This window comes from Roseobacter sp. N2S, from assembly GCF_031454055.1.
In the GTDB taxonomy this organism is placed as follows: Bacteria; Pseudomonadota; Alphaproteobacteria; order Rhodobacterales; family Rhodobacteraceae; genus Amylibacter.
The window spans coordinates 427,250-445,115 of sequence record NZ_JAVDQB010000003.1 but is presented as its reverse complement, the minus strand read 5'-3'; the positions used below and the strand labels follow the sequence as shown (position 1 = coordinate 445,115).

General features: G+C 54.4%; 16 protein-coding genes. 12 read left to right on the top strand and 4 right to left on the bottom strand.

From position 1 onward, the window contains the following. Nucleotides 1-640: 640 nt before the first annotated feature. A complete protein-coding gene (locus GGE09_RS11220) occupies nt 641-1,687 on the bottom strand; it encodes an aldo/keto reductase (RefSeq protein WP_309746214.1) in 1,047 nt (348 codons plus the stop codon). Between the two features lie 121 nt (nt 1,688-1,808). Here GGE09_RS11220 and GGE09_RS11215 point away from each other — a divergent pair, with 121 nt between their 5' ends. From GGE09_RS11215 to GGE09_RS11185, 7 genes are all read left to right on the top strand, one after another. Beyond that, nucleotides 1,809-2,471 carry a hypothetical protein gene (locus GGE09_RS11215; protein WP_309746213.1) on the top strand — a complete coding sequence of 221 codons (663 nt, stop codon included), beginning with the start codon at nt 1,809-1,811 and terminating at the stop codon, nt 2,469-2,471. A 54-nt stretch (nt 2,472-2,525) separates the two neighbouring features. After that, the gene (locus GGE09_RS11210) at nt 2,526-3,014 is read left to right on the top strand and encodes an N-acetyltransferase family protein (protein WP_309746212.1); all 489 of its coding nucleotides are present in this window, start codon (nt 2,526-2,528) and stop codon (nt 3,012-3,014) included. Nucleotides 3,015-3,046: 32 nt separating this feature from the next. Continuing rightward, on the top strand, nt 3,047-3,733 hold the full coding sequence (locus GGE09_RS11205; RefSeq protein WP_309746211.1) for a molecular chaperone DjiA: 687 nt from the start codon (nt 3,047-3,049) through the stop codon (nt 3,731-3,733). A 22-nt stretch (nt 3,734-3,755) separates the two neighbouring features. Next, nucleotides 3,756-4,799, top strand: a complete 1,044-nt coding sequence (locus GGE09_RS11200) for an endonuclease/exonuclease/phosphatase family protein (RefSeq protein WP_309746210.1) — start codon at nt 3,756-3,758, stop codon at nt 4,797-4,799. A 23-nt stretch (nt 4,800-4,822) separates the two neighbouring features. Then, nucleotides 4,823-5,221, top strand: coding sequence for a hypothetical protein (locus tag GGE09_RS11195; RefSeq protein WP_309746209.1), 399 nt, complete (start codon nt 4,823-4,825; stop codon nt 5,219-5,221). Nucleotides 5,222-5,302: 81 nt separating this feature from the next. Continuing rightward, on the top strand, nt 5,303-7,132 hold the full coding sequence (locus GGE09_RS11190) for a M3 family oligoendopeptidase (protein ID WP_309746208.1): 1,830 nt from the start codon (nt 5,303-5,305) through the stop codon (nt 7,130-7,132). A gap of 418 nt (nt 7,133-7,550) precedes the next feature. Further along, a complete protein-coding gene (locus tag GGE09_RS11185; protein WP_309746207.1) occupies nt 7,551-8,753 on the top strand; it encodes a calcium-binding protein in 1,203 nt (400 codons plus the stop codon). Nucleotides 8,754-9,041: 288 nt separating this feature from the next. On the opposite strand, the gene rpoH is transcribed toward GGE09_RS11185, so the two are convergent. Together rpoH and GGE09_RS11175 are read right to left on the bottom strand one after the other, a co-directional pair. Then, nucleotides 9,042-9,941 (bottom strand): RNA polymerase sigma factor RpoH, encoded by a 900-nt coding sequence (gene rpoH, locus GGE09_RS11180; RefSeq protein ID WP_309746206.1) that lies wholly within the window; start codon nt 9,939-9,941, stop codon nt 9,042-9,044. 126 nt (nt 9,942-10,067) lie between these two features. After that, complete coding sequence (locus tag GGE09_RS11175; protein ID WP_309746205.1) at nt 10,068-11,105, bottom strand: pseudouridine synthase; 1,038 nt, start codon at nt 11,103-11,105, stop codon at nt 10,068-10,070. Between GGE09_RS11175 and GGE09_RS11170 the strand changes: the two genes are divergently transcribed. The 4 genes from GGE09_RS11170 (at nt 11,104) to GGE09_RS11155 (ending at nt 16,213) form a co-directional block, all read left to right on the top strand. Further along, nucleotides 11,104-11,412 carry a DUF6476 family protein gene (locus GGE09_RS11170; RefSeq protein WP_309746204.1) on the top strand — a complete coding sequence of 103 codons (309 nt, stop codon included), beginning with the start codon at nt 11,104-11,106 and terminating at the stop codon, nt 11,410-11,412. The genes GGE09_RS11175 and GGE09_RS11170 overlap by 2 nt on opposite strands. 70 nt (nt 11,413-11,482) lie before the next feature. Continuing rightward, the gene (gene dnaG / locus GGE09_RS11165; protein WP_309746203.1) at nt 11,483-13,438 is read left to right on the top strand and encodes a DNA primase; all 1,956 of its coding nucleotides are present in this window, start codon (nt 11,483-11,485) and stop codon (nt 13,436-13,438) included. 125 nt (nt 13,439-13,563) lie between these two features. Beyond that, a complete protein-coding gene (rpoD, locus tag GGE09_RS11160) occupies nt 13,564-15,561 on the top strand; it encodes an RNA polymerase sigma factor RpoD (RefSeq protein WP_309746202.1) in 1,998 nt (665 codons plus the stop codon). A gap of 169 nt (nt 15,562-15,730) precedes the next feature. Next, nucleotides 15,731-16,213, top strand: coding sequence for a hypothetical protein (locus tag GGE09_RS11155; protein ID WP_309746201.1), 483 nt, complete (start codon nt 15,731-15,733; stop codon nt 16,211-16,213). A gap of 24 nt (nt 16,214-16,237) precedes the next feature. On the opposite strand, the gene GGE09_RS11150 is transcribed toward GGE09_RS11155, so the two are convergent. Then, entirely contained in the window at nt 16,238-16,855 is a 618-nt protein-coding gene (locus tag GGE09_RS11150) for a hypothetical protein (RefSeq protein WP_309746200.1), read from the bottom strand. Nucleotides 16,856-17,036: 181 nt separating this feature from the next. On the opposite strand from GGE09_RS11150, the gene GGE09_RS11145 reads away from it, so the two are divergent. Continuing rightward, entirely contained in the window at nt 17,037-17,804 is a 768-nt protein-coding gene (locus GGE09_RS11145; protein WP_309746199.1) for a hypothetical protein, read from the top strand. Nucleotides 17,805-17,866: the final 62 nt, after the last annotated feature.

Here is a 17,866-nt window from a genome sequence, read left to right as displayed (position 1 = left end):
ACGCTTGAAATCTTCACTGAAATTTGGCTTCCCCATAACGGCCTCCTTGCCTCAAAATTAGGGAAGAAAGCGTCTACAATACTAGGGGCTATTCAACAATTGGCCACGCGGGCGCACGTTCAGCTAATGAAATTGCCGCGAAAGAAAAACTTGATAGTGCGCTCAGTGAATTAGATGAGGCGCGCAAAGATCGTTCCCATGCTGTCTTTAAAGCAGAAAGGCTTCAGGAAGCAGTAAAAGATGCTGAGCTAAATGCCTCGCGCGAGAAATACAGGCATGAGAACCACATCAAGAGTTTGAGGTCACTTATTGCGCCTGAGGCACTTGATAAACATGACCGAATTCAGCGTGAAAAGGCCGCTACGGGTCCAAGAACTTTCTACAGCTGAGCAACACTCCCATAGCGCCTCAAAAACGCTCCTTTTTGGAACAGCCACAGACCACCTCGTTTGGCTCTCTCATGATGGCGAACATCTGTGCGCCCTGCAGCATCGTTCCATATGGACACATACCGGGCATTTCCTACCCAATGCATCGATCCCCCAAAGGAACACCCGACGGTAAGAAACTTCACCGTCGGTGTCCAGTTGCATGGAATGGCACCCTAGCGTTCACGCCGCCTTTGCCGTTTCAAGCTGGCTCAATAGGGCATCGGGTTGGCTTTATGCACCGTGTTCAACTCGCTTAACACCTCGTCTGACAGCGCAACATCCACCGATCCCAGTGCCAGATCAAGCTGTTCCATCGTGGTTGCCCCAAAGATCGCGGTGCCCATAAAGGGCCGCGTTCGGCACCAAGCCAGCGCCATGTGCACAGGGTTCAGCCCGTGTTTTTCCGCGACCGCCAGATATTCAGCCACAATCGGCAGCGTGCGCGGTGTCATTCGCCCGCCAAGGTCTTTGACATAGCTGCGCCGCGATTTTTCTGGCGTCACGTCGCCCTGATATTTCCCGCTTAGCAAGCCTGCTGCTAGCGGCGAAAATGACAGCAGATCCACCTTTTCATGATGGGCCATTTCCGCCATATCCGTGTCAAACATCCGGCACATCAGGGAATATTCGTTCTGCACGGATACCACCCGCGGCAGCCCCATATCATCGGCCATCCGCACCCAACGCGTGCAGCCCCAAGCACTTTCGTTCGACAGGCCAAAGTGTCTGATTTTACCGGATTTTACCAATTCTCCGATGGTTTCCAGAACCTCTGCCATATGGCGTTCCACCTCGGCGCTGTCTTGGCCTGTGGGATCATATTCCCAGTTCTGGCGGAACATATACGACCCGCGATTGGGCCAGTGTAGTTGGTAAATATCCACGTAATCCGTCTGCATGCTGGATAAAGATTTTTCCAGCGCCGTGTGGATCGTTTCACGGCTGATCGGCGCCCCGTCGCGCACGTTTTTATAACCGCTGCCAGACACTTTGGCGGCCAGCACAAAATCCCCGCGCCGCGCCTTGTTTTTGCCAATCCAGCTGCCGATCACCCGTTCTGTGTCGCCTTGGGTTTCTTTGGACAGCGGGTTGGTGGGGTACATTTCGGCGGTGTCGATGATGTTGACGCCCCGCTCAAGCGCACGGTCGATCTGGGCGTGACCCTCGGCTTCGGTATTTTGCGTGCCCCATGTCATTGAGCCAAGGGCAAGTTCGCTGATTTTAAGGTCGGTGGTGCTAAGCTGGCGATAGCGCATAAGCTGCTGTCCTGTCGGTTATGTAAAGTTACGCGAAACATGGGCGGTTTTCCCCTGCTGTCAACGGCGAAATCGCCAGAAAGAGCTTGAGAACAAATCAGGAACACGCTAGCATCGCCTCATGACCACATTGTCCCGACGCCCCCATAAACCCGAAACGGCCCATCAGATCGCGGCGGATATCAGCCTGCCGTTCAACCGCGCCCATGAATTGTGCGGCCCCGCGCGGCGCACGCTGGCCCTGATGATCGCCAGCGCCACGGATGCCCCGATCCTGTGGATCAAACCCCAGTGGCATCCAGACGGGCTGAACCCGCAGGGGATTTTGCGATTCATTGATCCGGGTCGCCTGACCTTTGTGCGCCCCAGACGGGCCGAAGACATCTTGTGGTGCATGGAGGAATCCCTGCGCGCGGGCTGCATCCCGCTGGTGATTGCGGAATGTGATGCCCCCCCGCCCCTGACCCCGATCCGCCGCCTGCACCTTGCGGCTGAAACGGGGGCGGACATGGGCAAGATCAAAATCCTCCCCCTGTTGCTAACCCCCGAGGATGGCGGCGCACAGGGGGTTGAAACCCGCTGGCACATGGCCCCCCGTCATGCAGGGGAGGAAAGCCGCTGGCTGTTGCAACGCCGCCGCGCCCGCATGGCCCCGCCTGCTGCATGGGCACTGGGCTGGCACAAGAAACAGGCGCAGGTCCACGCCGACCCAGCGCCTAACACCGTACCAAGCACCGGACCAAGCACCGCAGCGAACACCACAGTGAACATCGCCGCCCAATAGTCGCAGCTTGCAGGTCCGCCTTGACAGCGCAGACCCAGCGGGCAAGGTCGCATCATGAACATCCGTCCCGCCACACCTGCCGACGCCGCGCAAATCTGCGCCATCTGGAACCCGATCATCCGCGACACAGTGATTACCTTTACCACCCTTGAAAAGTCCCGCGACATGATTGTGCAGATGCTAGAGACCCACCGCGAAAACGGATGGCCGTTTTTGGTGGCCGTTCTGGATCAGACCATCCTCGGGTTTGCTTGTTACGGACCGTTTCGCAGTGGGCCGGGTTATGCGCAGACCATGGAACATTCGATCAATCTGGCGCCACAAGCACGGGGGCACGGCACCGGAACAACCCTGATGCAAGCCCTTGAAACCCATGCGAAAACCGCACAGGTTCATTCATTAATCGCAGGGGTCAGCGCCGCCAATCCTGCCGCAATCACCTTTCACATCAAACGCGGTTTCACCCGAATTGCCACATTGCCGCAGGTTGGACGTAAATTCGACCAATGGCTTGATCTGGTTTTGTTACAAAAACTGCTGTAACCAGCCCCCAAGCGCACACAAAAGGACGGCCCATGTCAATCTGGACCCGAATTGCCGAGGCTTTGTCGGCATTGACCAAAGGCGAAAGCCTTGCCCATGTTTTCGAGCGGCTAAAAACCCCGCCAGAACGGTCGGTTGCCTTTACCATTGCCGTGATCGCGCTTGGCGCAAAGATGGCCAAGGCCGACGGGCTGGTCACCAAAGACGAGGTCGCCGCCTTTCGTCAGGTGTTTCAAATCCACAAACGGGACGAGTTGCAGGCCGCCCGTGTCTATAACCTCGCCCGTCAGGATGTTGCAGGGTATGAAGTTTATGCAGGCACCATCGCCAAAATGTTCCGCCACGACAGCGCCACGCTGGAAAACCTGATCGAGGGGCTGTTTTACATCGCAATGGCTGACGGGCAGTACCACCCGTCGGAAAACGACTTCATCCATTCCGTGGCCACTATTTTTGGCATAAGCGAACGCAGCTTTCACAGTCTGCGCGCCCAATTTGTGCCCGATGCCACACCGGATGCCTATGACGTGCTGGGCGTCACCCCCGACACCCCGTTTGAAGACATCCGCAAAGCCTGGCGCGCAAAAATCCGCGACACCCATCCCGATCGCCTGTTGGCCCGCGGCCTGCCCGAAGAGGCTATAAGCCTTGCCACCAAACACATGATCGCCGTTAATCTGGCCTGGGAAACCCTGTCGGAAAAACACGCGCCAGACTAAACAGACTGAAACGGACACAAAAATGCGCATTGCCACATATAACGTCGAATGGTTTGCCAGCCTGTTTGATCAGCACAACGCACTGATCAACGACGCCAGTTGGTCAGGACGCTACAATGTGACCAAGGCCGAACAGCTCGCCGCACTGGGCATCGTGTTCCAGACCCTTGATGCCGACGGGATCATGGTGATCGAGGCACCGGATTCCGGTGGCACCCAATCCAGCAAACTGGCCCTTGAAGCCTTTGCCGCCCATTTCAACCTACGCCAGAACACCGCGATCACCGGCTTTGAAAACGATACACAGCAGGAAATATCCTTTCTCTATGATCCCCGCAAAATAGACGTACACCACGACCCGCAAGGGTTGGAAAGCAGCCCCGACGGATCACCAAAAGCCCCCCGTTTCGACGGTGTTTTCAAAATTGATCTGGACGTAGACAACCAACCCGACACGGTGATTTTCTCTAAACCGCCGCTGGAACTGGCGTTTCAGCCCAAAGGCGGCCCGCCGTTTCGCATCATCGGGGTGCATACCAAATCTAAAGCCCCCCACGGCGCGCGCAATCACACCCAAGAGGTGCGCATTTCCATCGACAACCGGCGCAAACAACTGGCCCAGTGCATCTGGCTACGCCAACGGATCGACGACCATCTGGCCGCAGGCGATGACTTGCTGGTGATGGGGGATTTCAACGATGGGCCGGGGCTTGATGAATACGAGCGTCTGTTTGGCCAATCGGGAATAGAGGTGGTCTTGGGCGTCAACAAGCCGCCCGAGCAAACCCTGTTTGACCCCCATGCCAACAGGAAACTGACCCCACGCACCGCAACCCCGACCACGGCGCGATTTTACAATCACACCACCAAAACCTACTTGAATGCGCTGTTGGATTACATCATGATTTCCCCTGAATTGCGCCGTAAAACCAACCCGCAGTGGAAAATATGGCACCCGTTCGACCACCCCCAGTGTTTTGCCGATAAACCTTTTTGCGACGCGCTTCTGACTGCCTCGGATCATTTTCCCGTGACGATTGATCTGGATTTTTCAATGAAGGGCTGAAATCCCTTACAAGGAAGACTATATTGGACCTTATGAAACACATCGTCCCCCTTGCCCCCCTTCTGATCGCGCTGACCTTGGCCGCACCTGTCGCGGCGCAGGACGCGCCACAGGACAACACGCAAAACAACACCATGTCCGACTTCAAAAAACGGTTTGGAAAACTGTCAGACAATGCGCAGACCTTGCTGGAAGGCTGGAAGGATGAAATCGGCCCCAAGCTGGACGAAATCGGCCCCGCATTGGGGGATTTGATTGATCGTCTTGGCGATATGTCCGCCTTTCACGCGCCTGAAGTGCTGGAAAACGGTGACATTCTGATCCGCCGCAAACAGCCCCTTCCACCCGAGCCTGCACCTGTGCCCGAGCGAACGCCAGATCCAGAGGCGATCCAGCCCGACAAACCGATCATTGATCTGTAACCGCCCCCTGAAACCTGCCCTTTCCCTTTCGTGCCCGACGTCCTAAGTCTTGGCATCAAAACCTACACCGGAGCCTTATTCATGTTCAGACCCACCGCCCCCGACCTGCCCCGCGACCACCGCGATTCCACATCAGGCGCTTCATTGGGGGATTTGCCGGAATGGGATCTGTCCCATCTTTATCCTGCGCAAGACAGCCCTGAATTGCTGCGGGATATGGACTGGCTGAAAGGCGAATGTTCTGGCTTTGCAGCGGATTACGAAGGCAAACTGGCAGGGCTATCCGCCGCTGAAATGTTGAACTGCATCACGCGTTATGAAAAGATCCAGTCGATTTCTGGTCGCATCATGTCTTATGCGGGCCTACGGTATTACCAGATCACCACCGATCCCGAACGCGCCAAATTCATCAGCGATATGCAGGGGCAGATCACTGACTTTTCAACCCCTCTGGTGTTCTTTTCATTGGAAATGAACCGGATTGAAGATGCTGTTCTGGATGGTATGCTGGACGCCAACACCGATCTGGCGCGCTATAAACCTGTGCTGGACCGCATGCGGGCGATGAAGCCCTATCAACTGTCCGACGAGCTGGAAAAATTCCTGCATGATCAATCTGTTATCGGCGCAACTGCATGGAATCGCCTGTTTGACGAGACCTGCGCCGCGCTGGAATTTGACGTGGACGGTGAATTTCTTAGCCTTGAATCCACCGCCAACCTGCTGTCCGATCCGGACCGCGACACCCGTAAAACAGCGGCTGAGGCTTTTGCCACAACGCTGGGCGAAAACATCACCTTGTTTGCACGGATCACCAACACGCTGGCCAAAGAAAAAGAGATCGAAGACCGCTGGCGCAAGCTGCCAACCCCGCAATCGGGCCGCCATCTGGCCAATGATGTGGAACCCGAAGTGGTGCAGGCCCTGCGCGATGCGGTTGTGGCCGCCTACCCCAAACTCTCGCACCGCTATTACGCGCTGAAAGCCAAATGGATGGGGCTGGAAAAAATGGAAGTGTGGGACCGCAACGCCCCGCTTCCCGGCAGTGACGAAGCGACGATCCACTGGGATGATGCGCGCAAAACCGTATCCGAAGCCTATGCTGACTTCTCGCCTAAAATGGCCGAGATTGCCGAGCCGTTTTTCACCCAAGGTTGGATAGATGCTGCTGTAAAACCGGGTAAGGCGCCGGGCGCTTTTGCCCATCCCACGGTGACCGATGTGCACCCCTATGTGATGCTAAACTATCTTGGCAAACAGCGCGATGTGATGACACTGGCCCATGAACTGGGTCACGGAGTGCATCAGGTTCTGGCAGCGGATCAGGGGGAAATGTTATCCTCTACGCCGCTGACACTGGCCGAAACGGCATCTGTCTTTGGCGAAATGCTCACCTTCCGCAAACTGCTGGATTCAGCCCCCGACAAAGCCGCCCGCAAACGTCTGCTGGCGGGCAAGGTCGAGGATATGATCAACACCGTCGTGCGCCAGATCGCGTTTTACGACTTTGAATGCAAACTGCACGCCGCCCGCGCCCAAGGCGAGCTGACACCGGATCAAATCAACGAAATCTGGATGTCCGTGCAGGGCGAAAGCCTTGGCCCTGTGTTCAATTTCATGGACGGCTATGAAACCTTCTGGTCCTATATCCCCCACTTCATCCACTCGCCCTTCTACGTCTATGCCTATGCCTTTGGCGACGGGTTGGTGAATGCGCTTTACGCGGTTTACGAAGAAGGCAATCCGGATTTCCAAGACAAATACTTTGAAATGCTGCGGGCTGGCGGATCAAAACACCACTCGGAACTCCTCGCGCCTTTCGGGCTTGATGCAAGTGACCCGAAGTTCTGGGATAAAGGCCTGTCGTTGATCAGCTCGATGATTGACGAACTGGAAGCCATGGAAGACTAAAAATTCCAAGCGCAGCGCTATCACTCTCGGCGCTGCGCCTCCCCCCCTTGAATCACCAAAAGCTAGTGGCCGCTTTTCCAAGTGACAGCCCCGAAATATTTGAAGTTTTCGGTATAGCTACTTCATTATTTGCATATCTTTACTATCCAAACGGGTCAATTCGCCACAATCTCGCCGCAATCCGCCCGATTTTATCCATAATCCAGTAACAATTCAGCCTTTAAAGCGGGGTTGTTTCCCGTTGGGATAGGCAACTGCGACCGAAATGTCGCGTCTACCTTCACAAATAAGGTCATTTCACGGCATCGTGATTTCGCAAAAAATTCTCTGCTAGATTTACCGCAATTCGGCTGTTGTCACTTATCAGATCAGGGTCGAAGCAAACAATTTTGTGAACATTAGGACGAGGAATACACAAATGGCGAATACGATCAACGGTACGGCTGGCGACGATATTATCACAGGCACATCGGCAGATGACGTAGTTTTCGGGCTGGAAGGCGTCGACTACATTGAGGGTGATGACGGCAGCGACGAAATTTACGGTGGTGATGACAACGATCTTCTTTACGGCGGCGATGCCGTAGATTCCCTTTATGGTGGTGCAAATTCCGATATTCTTGATGGTGGCGCTAAAGCTGACATTTTGGACGGCGGGGACGGCAACGACTTTTTGTACGGCGGGCTTGGTGCCGACTCTTTGAGCGGTGATGTAGGGTCGGATTATCTGGAAGGCGGCGTTGGCGATGACGTGCTGGACGGCGGCAACGGCGAAGACACCTTTTTGGACGGTGAGGGAGATGACATTTCCTACGGCGGTGCTGGCAATGACGTATTCCTGGGTAGTGACGGCAACGACAGCTACGAAGGTGGCGATGATGACGACGTGTTTTATTTCGGCGCAGGCGCAGACGCATATGATGGCGGCAACGGCTATGATATCGTCGACTATTCAAGCGCAGAAGGTCGTGTGGTTCTAAGCCTCTTCGCCAGCTCGGGCACATCAACAGGGGCCGGCGCGGGCGACACTTTTAAAGGCATCGAAGCCGTGATCGCCACAGATTTTGCCGATGACATCATCGGGTCCAAAGGCAACGACACCTTTTATGGCGGCAACGGCCGCGATAAAATCGCAGGGATCGACGGCGACGATTTGATCTATGGCGGTGCTGGCAATGACGGCCTGTCGGGCGATCTGGGCAATGACGTCATCTACGGTGGCGGCGGTCGCGACAATATCCAGGACAACTGGGGGAATGACTCATACTACGGTGGCTTCGGCAACGACCAGATCCGCCTATATCGCGGCGAAAATGTTGCCGAAGGTGGTGGTGGTCGTGATAAATTCGACATTCTGGCCGGCTCACACACAGCCACTGGCGACGAAGGGAAAGACCAGTTTATTTTCCACAGCGACAACTACGACATCACAATCACTGACTTTACCCACGGTGATGACAAGATGAAGTTCTACGACGTGTTTGGCCGGTTCTCTGAAGTGAAAGATGCCATGACACAAATTGGCGACGATGTTCAAATCGAGCTGGATGATGCATTGGTTCTGGTTCAGGACACATTGATCGAAGACTTCACATTCCGTGATTTCAAGTTCTTCGGGTAAACCGAATTCTTACAATACTTTGTCGGGCGGCTTAGATCGCCCGACAGCCCTCCCCGAACTTGATCGACAAGCCGCAGTCCGCGGCATTTTTTATGCCGTTTTCCAATTGCGCCATCCGACGCGATTGGAAAAAGGGAAATAAATTACGTCCAGCAGGTCTTTAAAATTCCCACGATCTTCTTGTTCACACATCCCATAAAGGCGAAATGCTTTTTCAAGCACCGCCCAGAGATGGCTGAAATCGGATACAGAATTGTTAAATAACGGATCAATACGTCAGGGGCAGCGTTAAGCCACCCCTTTCATCATCCCCTTTTCAATGGCCAGATCGCGCATTTTTTCTTGCAGCTTTTCGAAAGCCCGCACTTCAATCTGACGAATCCGTTCACGGCTAACGTCATATTCGCTGCTCAGGTCTTCCAAAGTGGTCGGACGGTCCTGCAATTTACGCTGCATCAGGATGTCTTTTTCACGATCGTTCAGCACATCCATCGCCTCTACCATCAAGGCACGGCGGGCTTTCAGCTCATCGCTTTCGGCATAAGTATGGGCCTGATCCGCAGTTTCATCCTGCAACCAGTCCTGCCATTCCGCAGCCCCTTCGCCATCATCGCCCCCAACACGCGCATTCAACGAGGCATCGCCCCCCGACATGCGGCGATTCATGGAAATCACCTCATCCTCGGTCACGTTCAGATCATTTGCGATGCGCTGCACGTTTTCGGGGCGTAAATCGCCCTCTTCCAACGCGCCAATGCGGTTTTTGGCTTTGCGCAGATTGAAGAACAATTTCTTTTGCGCACTTGTGGTGCCCATTTTCACCAGCGACCAACTGCGCAGGATGTATTCCTGAATACTGGCGCGAATCCACCACATGGCGTAGGTCGCCAAACGAAACCCTTTGTCAGGCTCGAACCGTTTCACTGCCTGCATCAAGCCCACATTCGCCTCGGAAATCACCTCGGACGTGGGCAGGCCATAACCGCGATAGCCCATGGCGATTTTAGCAGCCAAACGCAGATGGCTTGTCACCAGTTTATGGGCGGCTTCTGTATCTTCGTGGTCGATCCAGGCTTTGCCCAGCATATATTCTTCATCCGGTTCCAGCATCGGAAACTTGCGGATGTCCTGCATATAACGGTTCAATCCCTGCTCAGGACTGGGGGCTGGAAGATTGGTATAGCTCATGAACACAGCTCCTTTTCGACCCAATTCGCTAATAATTAGTTAGGAATTCAGTCAAGATTTTTCAAGATAACGCAGAGCCGAATAAAAAGTTCCGTACCATTTGAATAAAATCAACGGACAGACGATTCACTTCATATTGCGCAATGCCGCATCCAACGCCTTCAAATCATTCGGCAAATCGGCTTCAAACTCAACATATTCCTCGGTCACGGGATGCACAAACCCCAGTTTTGCCGCATGCAAGGCCTGGCGCGGAAAGGCGCTGATATAATCCGCATCCTCAGGATCAAGCCCTGCCGTCTTCACACGGCGACGGGTTCCGTAAACAGGATCGCCGATCAACCCATGCCCGATATGGGACATATGAACCCTGATCTGATGGGTCCGGCCAGTTTCCAGCCAGCATTCCACTTTGGCCGCACGATCGGCGAAATTCTCAAGCACTTGCACGCGGGTGATCGCATGTTTGCCTGAATTCGACGCCACCGCCATTCGTTTGCGGTCCGTCTTGTGACGTTCGATATTGGTGGCAACCCGTAAAACGGCCCCCGTTTCAAACCCTACCCCCGGTAAACCCAACAACCGCGGGTCGGCGGCTGAAGGCGCGCCAATAGAATAAGCCACATAGCGGCGGTTGATCGAATGATCGGCAAATTGCGCCGCCAACCCCTGATGGGCCGCATCGGTCTTGGCCACCACCAACACTCCGCTGGTATCCTTATCAATACGATGAACAATTCCGGGCCGTTTTGCACCACCAATGCCTGACAGGCTGTCAGCGCAATGAAACAACAAAGCGTTCACCAAAGTCCCATCCTCGGACCCGGGGGCAGGATGCACCACCATACCTGCGGGCTTGTTCACCACGATCAACTCGGCATCTTCATACAGCACTTCAATGGGAATATCCTGCGCCACGGCTTCCAAAGTTGTGGCAACCGGAATATCCACCCGCCATTCTTCGCCTTCAACCCCTTGGGTTTTAAGCACCACCACCGGATCGCCACCGGCAACCCGCGTTACAGCGCCTGCTTCAATCAATTTCCCAATACGCGAGCGGCTCAGGCTTACGCCCTCTGGCACAACTGCGGCCAGTGCCTTATCAAGGCGCGCAGGCGGCGTTTCGCCAAGGATCAAAACAAGGGTTTGAATAGTGTCAGACATGGATCACAACGATTCCCAAATTGCGGAACCAGCAAACCTGCGGTTCCTGCGACGGTTGGTTACGATCTTGACCGCAACCATGATCTTCGGGCTTCTAGCCATCTTCACCTTGCTTGTCATGCGTTTCTCGACAGACAACAGCACGCCCCTCCCCGACAGATTGACGCTGCCAGACGGCACAACCGCCACCGCCTTCACGCAAGGGGACGACTGGTACGCCATTGTCACCACCGACAATACCATACTGATCTTTGATCGCACCACAGGCAACCTGCGCCAAACCATGCAAATCGAACCGCGCCCATGAGCCTCTTTTTGGTCCAAATATCCAAATCGCGCACCTTGCCGCACGCCCCTTTCGACAGCATATTAAAGCCATGAGCCTGCCAGACGGATTTATCGAAGAATTACGCACCCGCCTGTCCATCGCACAGGTCGCGGGCCGCAAAGTCACATGGGACACTCGCAAATCCAACATCGGCAAGGGCGATTATTGGGCACCCTGCCCGTTCCACCAAGAAAAATCCGCGTCTTTTCATGTAGATGACCGTAAAGGCTTTTACTATTGCTTTGGCTGCCATGCCAAAGGCGACGCTTTGACTTTTGTGCGCGAAACCGAAAATGTCGGCTTTATGGAAGCGGTCGAAATTCTCGCCCGCGAGGCAGGCATGCCGGTGCCTAAACAAGACCCCGTGGCGCAGAAAAAGGCAGACAGACGCACAATTCTTGCGGACATCATGGAACAAGCGCTGCAATTCTATCGGATGCAGTTGAAAACCAATCTGGCCACAACCGCACGGGAATACCTTGAAAAACGCGGCATGCCCCTGGATATTCAGGACCGGTTTGAAATCGGCTATGCTGCGGATACACGTGCTGCCCTGTTTCAACATCTGACAGGCAAAGGCATTTCTGCCGCTGATCTGGATGAAGCTGGCCTTTGCGTCAAACCGGATGACGGCGGTTCGCCGTTTGACCGTTTCCGTGGCCGCATCATTTTTCCGATCCGTGACGCACGCGGCCGCTGCATCGCCTTTGGCGGCCGCGCGATGGACCCGAATGCACGGGCCAAATACCTTAACAGCCCCGAAACGCCCCTGTTTGACAAAGGTCGCAGCCTTTACAACCACGGCCCCGCCCGCGAAGCCGCAGGAAAGACCCAAAGCCTGATCGTGGCCGAGGGCTATATGGACGTGATCGCGCTGGCACAGGCAGGGTTCAATCACGCCGTTGCCCCTCTTGGCACCGCAATCACCGAAAACCAACTGCATCTGATGTGGCGGATCGCGCCCGAACCGATCATCGCCCTTGATGGGGACACCGCTGGCATCCGCGCTGCCCGCCGCCTGATTGATCTGGCCCTGCCCCTAATGGAGGCAGGAAAATCCCTGCGTTTTGTGGTGCTGCCCGAAGGCCAGGACCCCGATGACCTGCTGAAATCTTCTGGACCGCAAGCCATGCAAGACCTGCTGGACGCCGCCCAACCTATGGTCACACTGCTGTGGGAACGGGAAGTAGAGGGTAAGGTTTTTGACAGCCCCGAACGCCGCGCTGCCCTTGATACCAGCCTGCGCGCCGCCCTTTCCACCATCAAAGACCCGTCCCTGCGCACCCACTACACCGCTGCGATCAAAGAATTGCGCGCCGAATTATTCGCCCCGAAAAACCGCCGCGATGCGCCATGGCAGCCGGGCAAAGGCGCATGGGGCAAGAAAACACCCCAAGCTGCGACCAGCGGCACCAAACTTTCAATTCTCGGGCAAACCGCTGTTTCTGATACCTTTCGTCTGCGTGAAGCCCTGATCCTCGCCGCCGCCATCAGAAACCCAAAGGCTGCGCTGGTTCGTGAAACCGCGCTTGAAAAATCCCCCATCGCGGCCCCCGACTTGATTAAAATTCAATCGGCCCTCTTGGCGTCGCTGCATTTGGACCTATCTGGAGAGGATGCGTCGGGGCGGCTTATTTCAGCAATGACAGACAGGCTCGGGTTTAACCCGATGGACCATCTTTTGACGCTGGCCCCCGTGCGCATACACCCGCACCTGAAACCCGATGCGGATCCGGATTTGATTGCACTGACCCTAAGCGAAGAACTGGTAAAACATGCCGCCAACAAAGGTGCCGAGGCAGAGCTGCGCGAAGCAGAGCGAGACATGGAAGGTCTGGCGGACGAAGGACTGACATGGCGCATTCAACAAGCGTCCGAGGCACGGGCCGAGGCGACAAAGGCCAGTGTGAATCCGGGTGGTGAAGGCTCGGAAGATCGGGAAAATTTGTCACAACAGCTACAAAAACTGATCGATGATCAGATTTGGGTAAAGAAAAAGCGGTAGAACCATTGCGAATCAGCGATTCGTTCTATTGATTCGAAACAAGCTACGTGATTCGCCGTATTCGGTTGAACACACTGCCGAAATAGGCCAAAGGCCAACGGCACATGGAGATTTTGGAGGCTAACATGGCAGCGAAAGACAACGACTCGGCAAAAACCGACGATCCTGAAAACGCAGGCCCGATGAACGACATGAGCCAAGCCGCGGTCAAAAAGATGATCTCGGGGGCCCGCGCACGCGGGTACATCACCTACGACGAACTGAATCAGGTGCTGCCACCCGATCAGGTGTCCTCTGAACAAATCGAAGACGTGATGTCGATGTTGTCCGAAATGGGCATCAACATCATCGAAGAAGAAGAACTGGAAGACGACAGCTCCAAAGAAGTGGCCGTTGTCGAAAACAGCGCCAAACAACTGGCGCTGGCGGAAACTGGCAAAGACACGCTGGATCGCACCGACGATCCTGTACGCATGTATCTGCGCGAAATGGGCAGTGTTGAACTGCTGTCGCGCGAAGGCGAAATCGCGATTGCCAAGCGGATCGAAGCTGGCCGCAACACGATGATTGCCGGTCTGTGCGAAAGCCCGCTGACCTTTCAGGCGATCACTATCTGGCGCGAGGAACTTCTTGAAGAAGACATTCTGCTGCGCGATGTGATTGATCTGGAAACCACATTCGGCAATTCCATGGAAGAAGACGGCGTGGAAAGTGTTGTCGCGGGGCTGAAACCCGTGGGCGGCGCCCCTGTTGCCGCTGCACCGGCTGCCGAAAAGCAGCAAGAGGTCGATGCCGACGGCAATCCGATCCGTGTGGATGATGACGACGACGAGGATGAAGACGAAGCGGCCAACATGTCGCTCGCCGCGATGGAAGAAGCGCTAAAGCCGCAAGTTCTGGAAACACTCGAAAAAATCGCCCACGACTACGAAGCCCTTGCTGCCATGCAGGATATTCGGATTTCGGCCACACTGAACGAAGACGAAAGCTATTCCGCCAAAGAAGAGAAAGCATATCAAAAGCTGCGTGCCTCTCTGGTGGAACAAGTGAATGCGATGCACCTGCACAACAACCGGATCGAAGCCTTGATCGACCAGTTGTACGGCATCAACCGCAAGATCATGTCGCTGGACAGTGGCATGGTGAAACTGGCCGACCAATCCCGCATCAACCGCCGCGAATTCATCGAAGCCTACCGTGGCCAGGAACTTGATCCTATGTGGCTGGACAACATCGCAGAACGGGATGGGCGCGGCTGGAGCCAATTCATCGACCGTTTCCGCGACAAAGCCGAAGAAATCCGCTCTGAAATGGCCCAAGTCGGCCAATATGTCGGCGTCGACATCACCGAATTCCGCCGCATTGTGAACCAAGTGCAAAAAGGCGAAAAAGAAGCCCGTCTTGCCAAGAAGGAAATGGTCGAGGCGAACCTGCGTCTGGTTATTTCCATCGCCAAAAAATACACCAACCGTGGCCTGCAATTCCTTGATCTGATTCAGGAAGGCAACATCGGCCTGATGAAGGCGGTGGATAAATTCGAATACCGTCGCGGCTATAAATTCTCGACCTATGCGACCTGGTGGATCCGTCAGGCGATCACCCGCTCTATCGCTGATCAGGCCCGCACGATCCGTATTCCTGTGCATATGATCGAAACGATCAACAAACTGGTGCGCACCGGTCGTCAGATGTTGCACGAAATTGGCCGCGAACCGACCCCCGAGGAATTGGCAGAGAAACTGCAAATGCCTTTGGAAAAAGTTCGCAAAGTGATGAAAATCGCGAAAGAGCCGATCAGCCTTGAAACCCCGATCGGGGATGAGGAAGACAGCCAGCTTGGCGATTTCATCGAAGACAAAAACGCGATCCTGCCACTGGATTCCGCGATCCAAGGCAACCTGAAGGAAACAACGACGCGCGTTCTGGCTTCGCTGACTCCTCGGGAAGAACGGGTTCTGCGCATGCGTTTTGGGATTGGTATGAACACCGATCACACACTTGAAGAAGTCGGCCAACAGTTCAGCGTAACCCGCGAACGCATCCGTCAAATCGAGGCGAAAGCACTACGTAAGCTGAAACACCCAAGCCGCAGCCGCAAACTGCGGAGTTTCCTGGATCAATAGGCTGCGTGTCGAACAGCCTATTGGACAAAAAGGCAGCCTGAAATGGATTCAGGCTGCCGTTAACAACTCCCCGTCTCTCATACAGCCTAAAAATTTACCTCAAATCAATTGGCTGTCCCCACTCCTTTCGGACTCCTACGCAGAATACAGGGATGGCGCCTTTCTGGACGTGCTGGGCTTAAGCGCATTAAAACCATCTCTTGCAGATTTCTGGCCGAAACAGGGCCCCCAGTGGGATGCTTTAGGCCAAACCAAAGACGGTCCGGTTCTTGTTGAGGCAAAAGCCCATCTCAGAGAGTTCCAAAGCCCAGCGACAGCGGCATCCAAAGCCTCTCGAAGTAAAATCAATGCAGCAATGGCTCACACACAAAGAGCACTTGGCGCAGCCCCCAGCGCCGATTGGTGCGATGTGTTTTATCAGTATACCAACCGTATTGCGCATTTGAATTGGCTACATGAGAACAGTGTAAAAGCGCATTTGGTTTTTGTGTCTTTTATCGGAGACACCGAAATGAAAGGTCCGGCTTGCCCAGAAACATGGCGAACCGCCTTTCAACTCGCAAACTATGTGCTTGGCATACGCCAAAAGCATCCGCTTCACCGGCATATCCACCATGTAATGCCGGATATTTCCGACCTTAAGGCTTGGTAAGAATTCAAATTAATTCCCGCTACTCTACCGACAAATCCCTTCAATTTTCACGTCTTCCCATCCCACAATGACCTCCCTCACAGGCAGCTTTTCTAGTGGAAAATACCTCTCCAGCATCTTGCGTAAACGCATCGTTCTGGGTGCTTTGGGATCAAGCGTTGCACAACACAGATACTCTTCAACAATCCTTCCTTGCTGTTCATAGCCATAGGACAGGAAATCCCCGCCCGTATCTGGATCAATCAAATAGGGATCCGCTTTTGACTGATGTTCGCGTGCGGCTTTGATCGGGTGATAGCCCGTGATTTTGCGGTTCTGCCACTGCCAGGCATGGGTCAGTTCATGGGCCAGAAACATTGCCTGATAAAGATGTAACCTTTCCGGATATTGCGGCGTGTAGTTTTCCAAATAGTAATCCGGATTTACAAATATTCGGTTAAACAGCGCCACAGCGGATGGCGCCCCCGTCACGATCTCTGTCTTCGGAGGGGGATAGACCCGTTCGGTACAGGCAATACGCGGGCGCTTGGGGGCCTTTAACGTATAAGACCGCACCGGCGCATTATCGATCAGACGAACCTTGGTTACATCCAACCCTGCACCGTGAAATTTGGACGCAAAAGCCACCTCGCTGTCGGTCATCGGGCGGCCACAAGCGGTCAGGCATAAAAAGAGCAGAAGCATTCGCATCAGAACACGATGCGGGCGAAAGGTCTGAAAATCAACGGGATTCAACGCCATTGGTTGTTGATTTTGATTTGCAGTCGTTCGGCTAACCTCGCTTTAACCATTTCACGGGTAAAAGACGTCAGGAGGATATTTTTTGCGCTGCTTACGCCTTACATTTTTGTTGTGGGTCTGCCTGACTTGGGCGGCTATCGCCCAACCGCAAGAGCATAACAACCTGTGGGTCATGTGGGAACGTGTGGTTAACGGCCAGCGCCAATCCCAGTTCCGCAGTCACTTGTTGCTGGACGTCCCGCCAGCAGAAGCACAAACGTTTTTCAATAACTTAACCCCCTCTGCGCAGACCTACGGTGCCGCAAATGTAAGGCATGAAACCTCTCCTTTGTGCCTGTCACAGCCGCCCCCTGCGGAATTGACGTCAATTGACACGACGCCGCTTACCCTTGCGGATAAAGTGGCGACCTTAGGCGGGTTAAACGGCGTATTCGTCGATTTTCGCGCAGTGCGCGGCCCCCGAACGTTTACGGGAAATTTCGGGGAAACCGTCCATTCCTTTGTGGTGAACCAACTGCAACAAGCTGGCATCCCCTTGCTAACAAAAGAAGAGATTGAGGCCACACCGGGCCAGCCAACATTGACACTGCGCTATTCTGTGGAGGTTGTGGGCTGCAAACCTTGGTCTATCTCTTTGGGTCTGACACAGCTTGTTGTTTTAACCCGCGACACGTCATTAATGCTTAACACCACCACATGGAGTGGAAGCGCACGCCAAAGCGAATCCGACATCGAATACGGCGCGATGGAAGCCCTGAGAGATGTCGTCGCCTCATTCACGGAAGACTATGCCAAAGCAAATTCAATTATCGGCGGTAACGCTGTGACACAAATCGAACCGGCAAATTGATGCTGTTTTACCTGATCTTATCTACCCGTCATGTATTCTACATCGTGTTACTTCTGCTGCCT

Coding starts and splice junctions, on each gene's coding strand:
- GGE09_RS11220 (WP_309746214.1), bottom strand. CDS start 1,687: ATGCGCTATCGCCAGCTTAGCACCACCGACCTTAAAATCAGCGAACTT.
- GGE09_RS11215 (WP_309746213.1), top strand. CDS start 1,809: ATGACCACATTGTCCCGACGCCCCCATAAACCCGAAACGGCCCATCAG.
- GGE09_RS11210 (WP_309746212.1), top strand. CDS start 2,526: ATGAACATCCGTCCCGCCACACCTGCCGACGCCGCGCAAATCTGCGCC.
- GGE09_RS11205 (WP_309746211.1), top strand. CDS start 3,047: ATGTCAATCTGGACCCGAATTGCCGAGGCTTTGTCGGCATTGACCAAA.
- GGE09_RS11200 (WP_309746210.1), top strand. CDS start 3,756: ATGCGCATTGCCACATATAACGTCGAATGGTTTGCCAGCCTGTTTGAT.
- GGE09_RS11190 (WP_309746208.1), top strand. CDS start 5,303: ATGTTCAGACCCACCGCCCCCGACCTGCCCCGCGACCACCGCGATTCC.
- GGE09_RS11185 (WP_309746207.1), top strand. CDS start 7,551: ATGGCGAATACGATCAACGGTACGGCTGGCGACGATATTATCACAGGC.
- rpoH (WP_309746206.1), bottom strand. CDS start 9,941: ATGAGCTATACCAATCTTCCAGCCCCCAGTCCTGAGCAGGGATTGAAC.
- GGE09_RS11170 (WP_309746204.1), top strand. CDS start 11,104: ATGGATCACAACGATTCCCAAATTGCGGAACCAGCAAACCTGCGGTTC.
- GGE09_RS11175 (WP_309746205.1), bottom strand. CDS start 11,105: ATGTCTGACACTATTCAAACCCTTGTTTTGATCCTTGGCGAAACGCCG.
- dnaG (WP_309746203.1), top strand. CDS start 11,483: ATGAGCCTGCCAGACGGATTTATCGAAGAATTACGCACCCGCCTGTCC.
- rpoD (WP_309746202.1), top strand. CDS start 13,564: ATGGCAGCGAAAGACAACGACTCGGCAAAAACCGACGATCCTGAAAAC.
- GGE09_RS11150 (WP_309746200.1), bottom strand. CDS start 16,855: ATGACCGACAGCGAGGTGGCTTTTGCGTCCAAATTTCACGGTGCAGGG.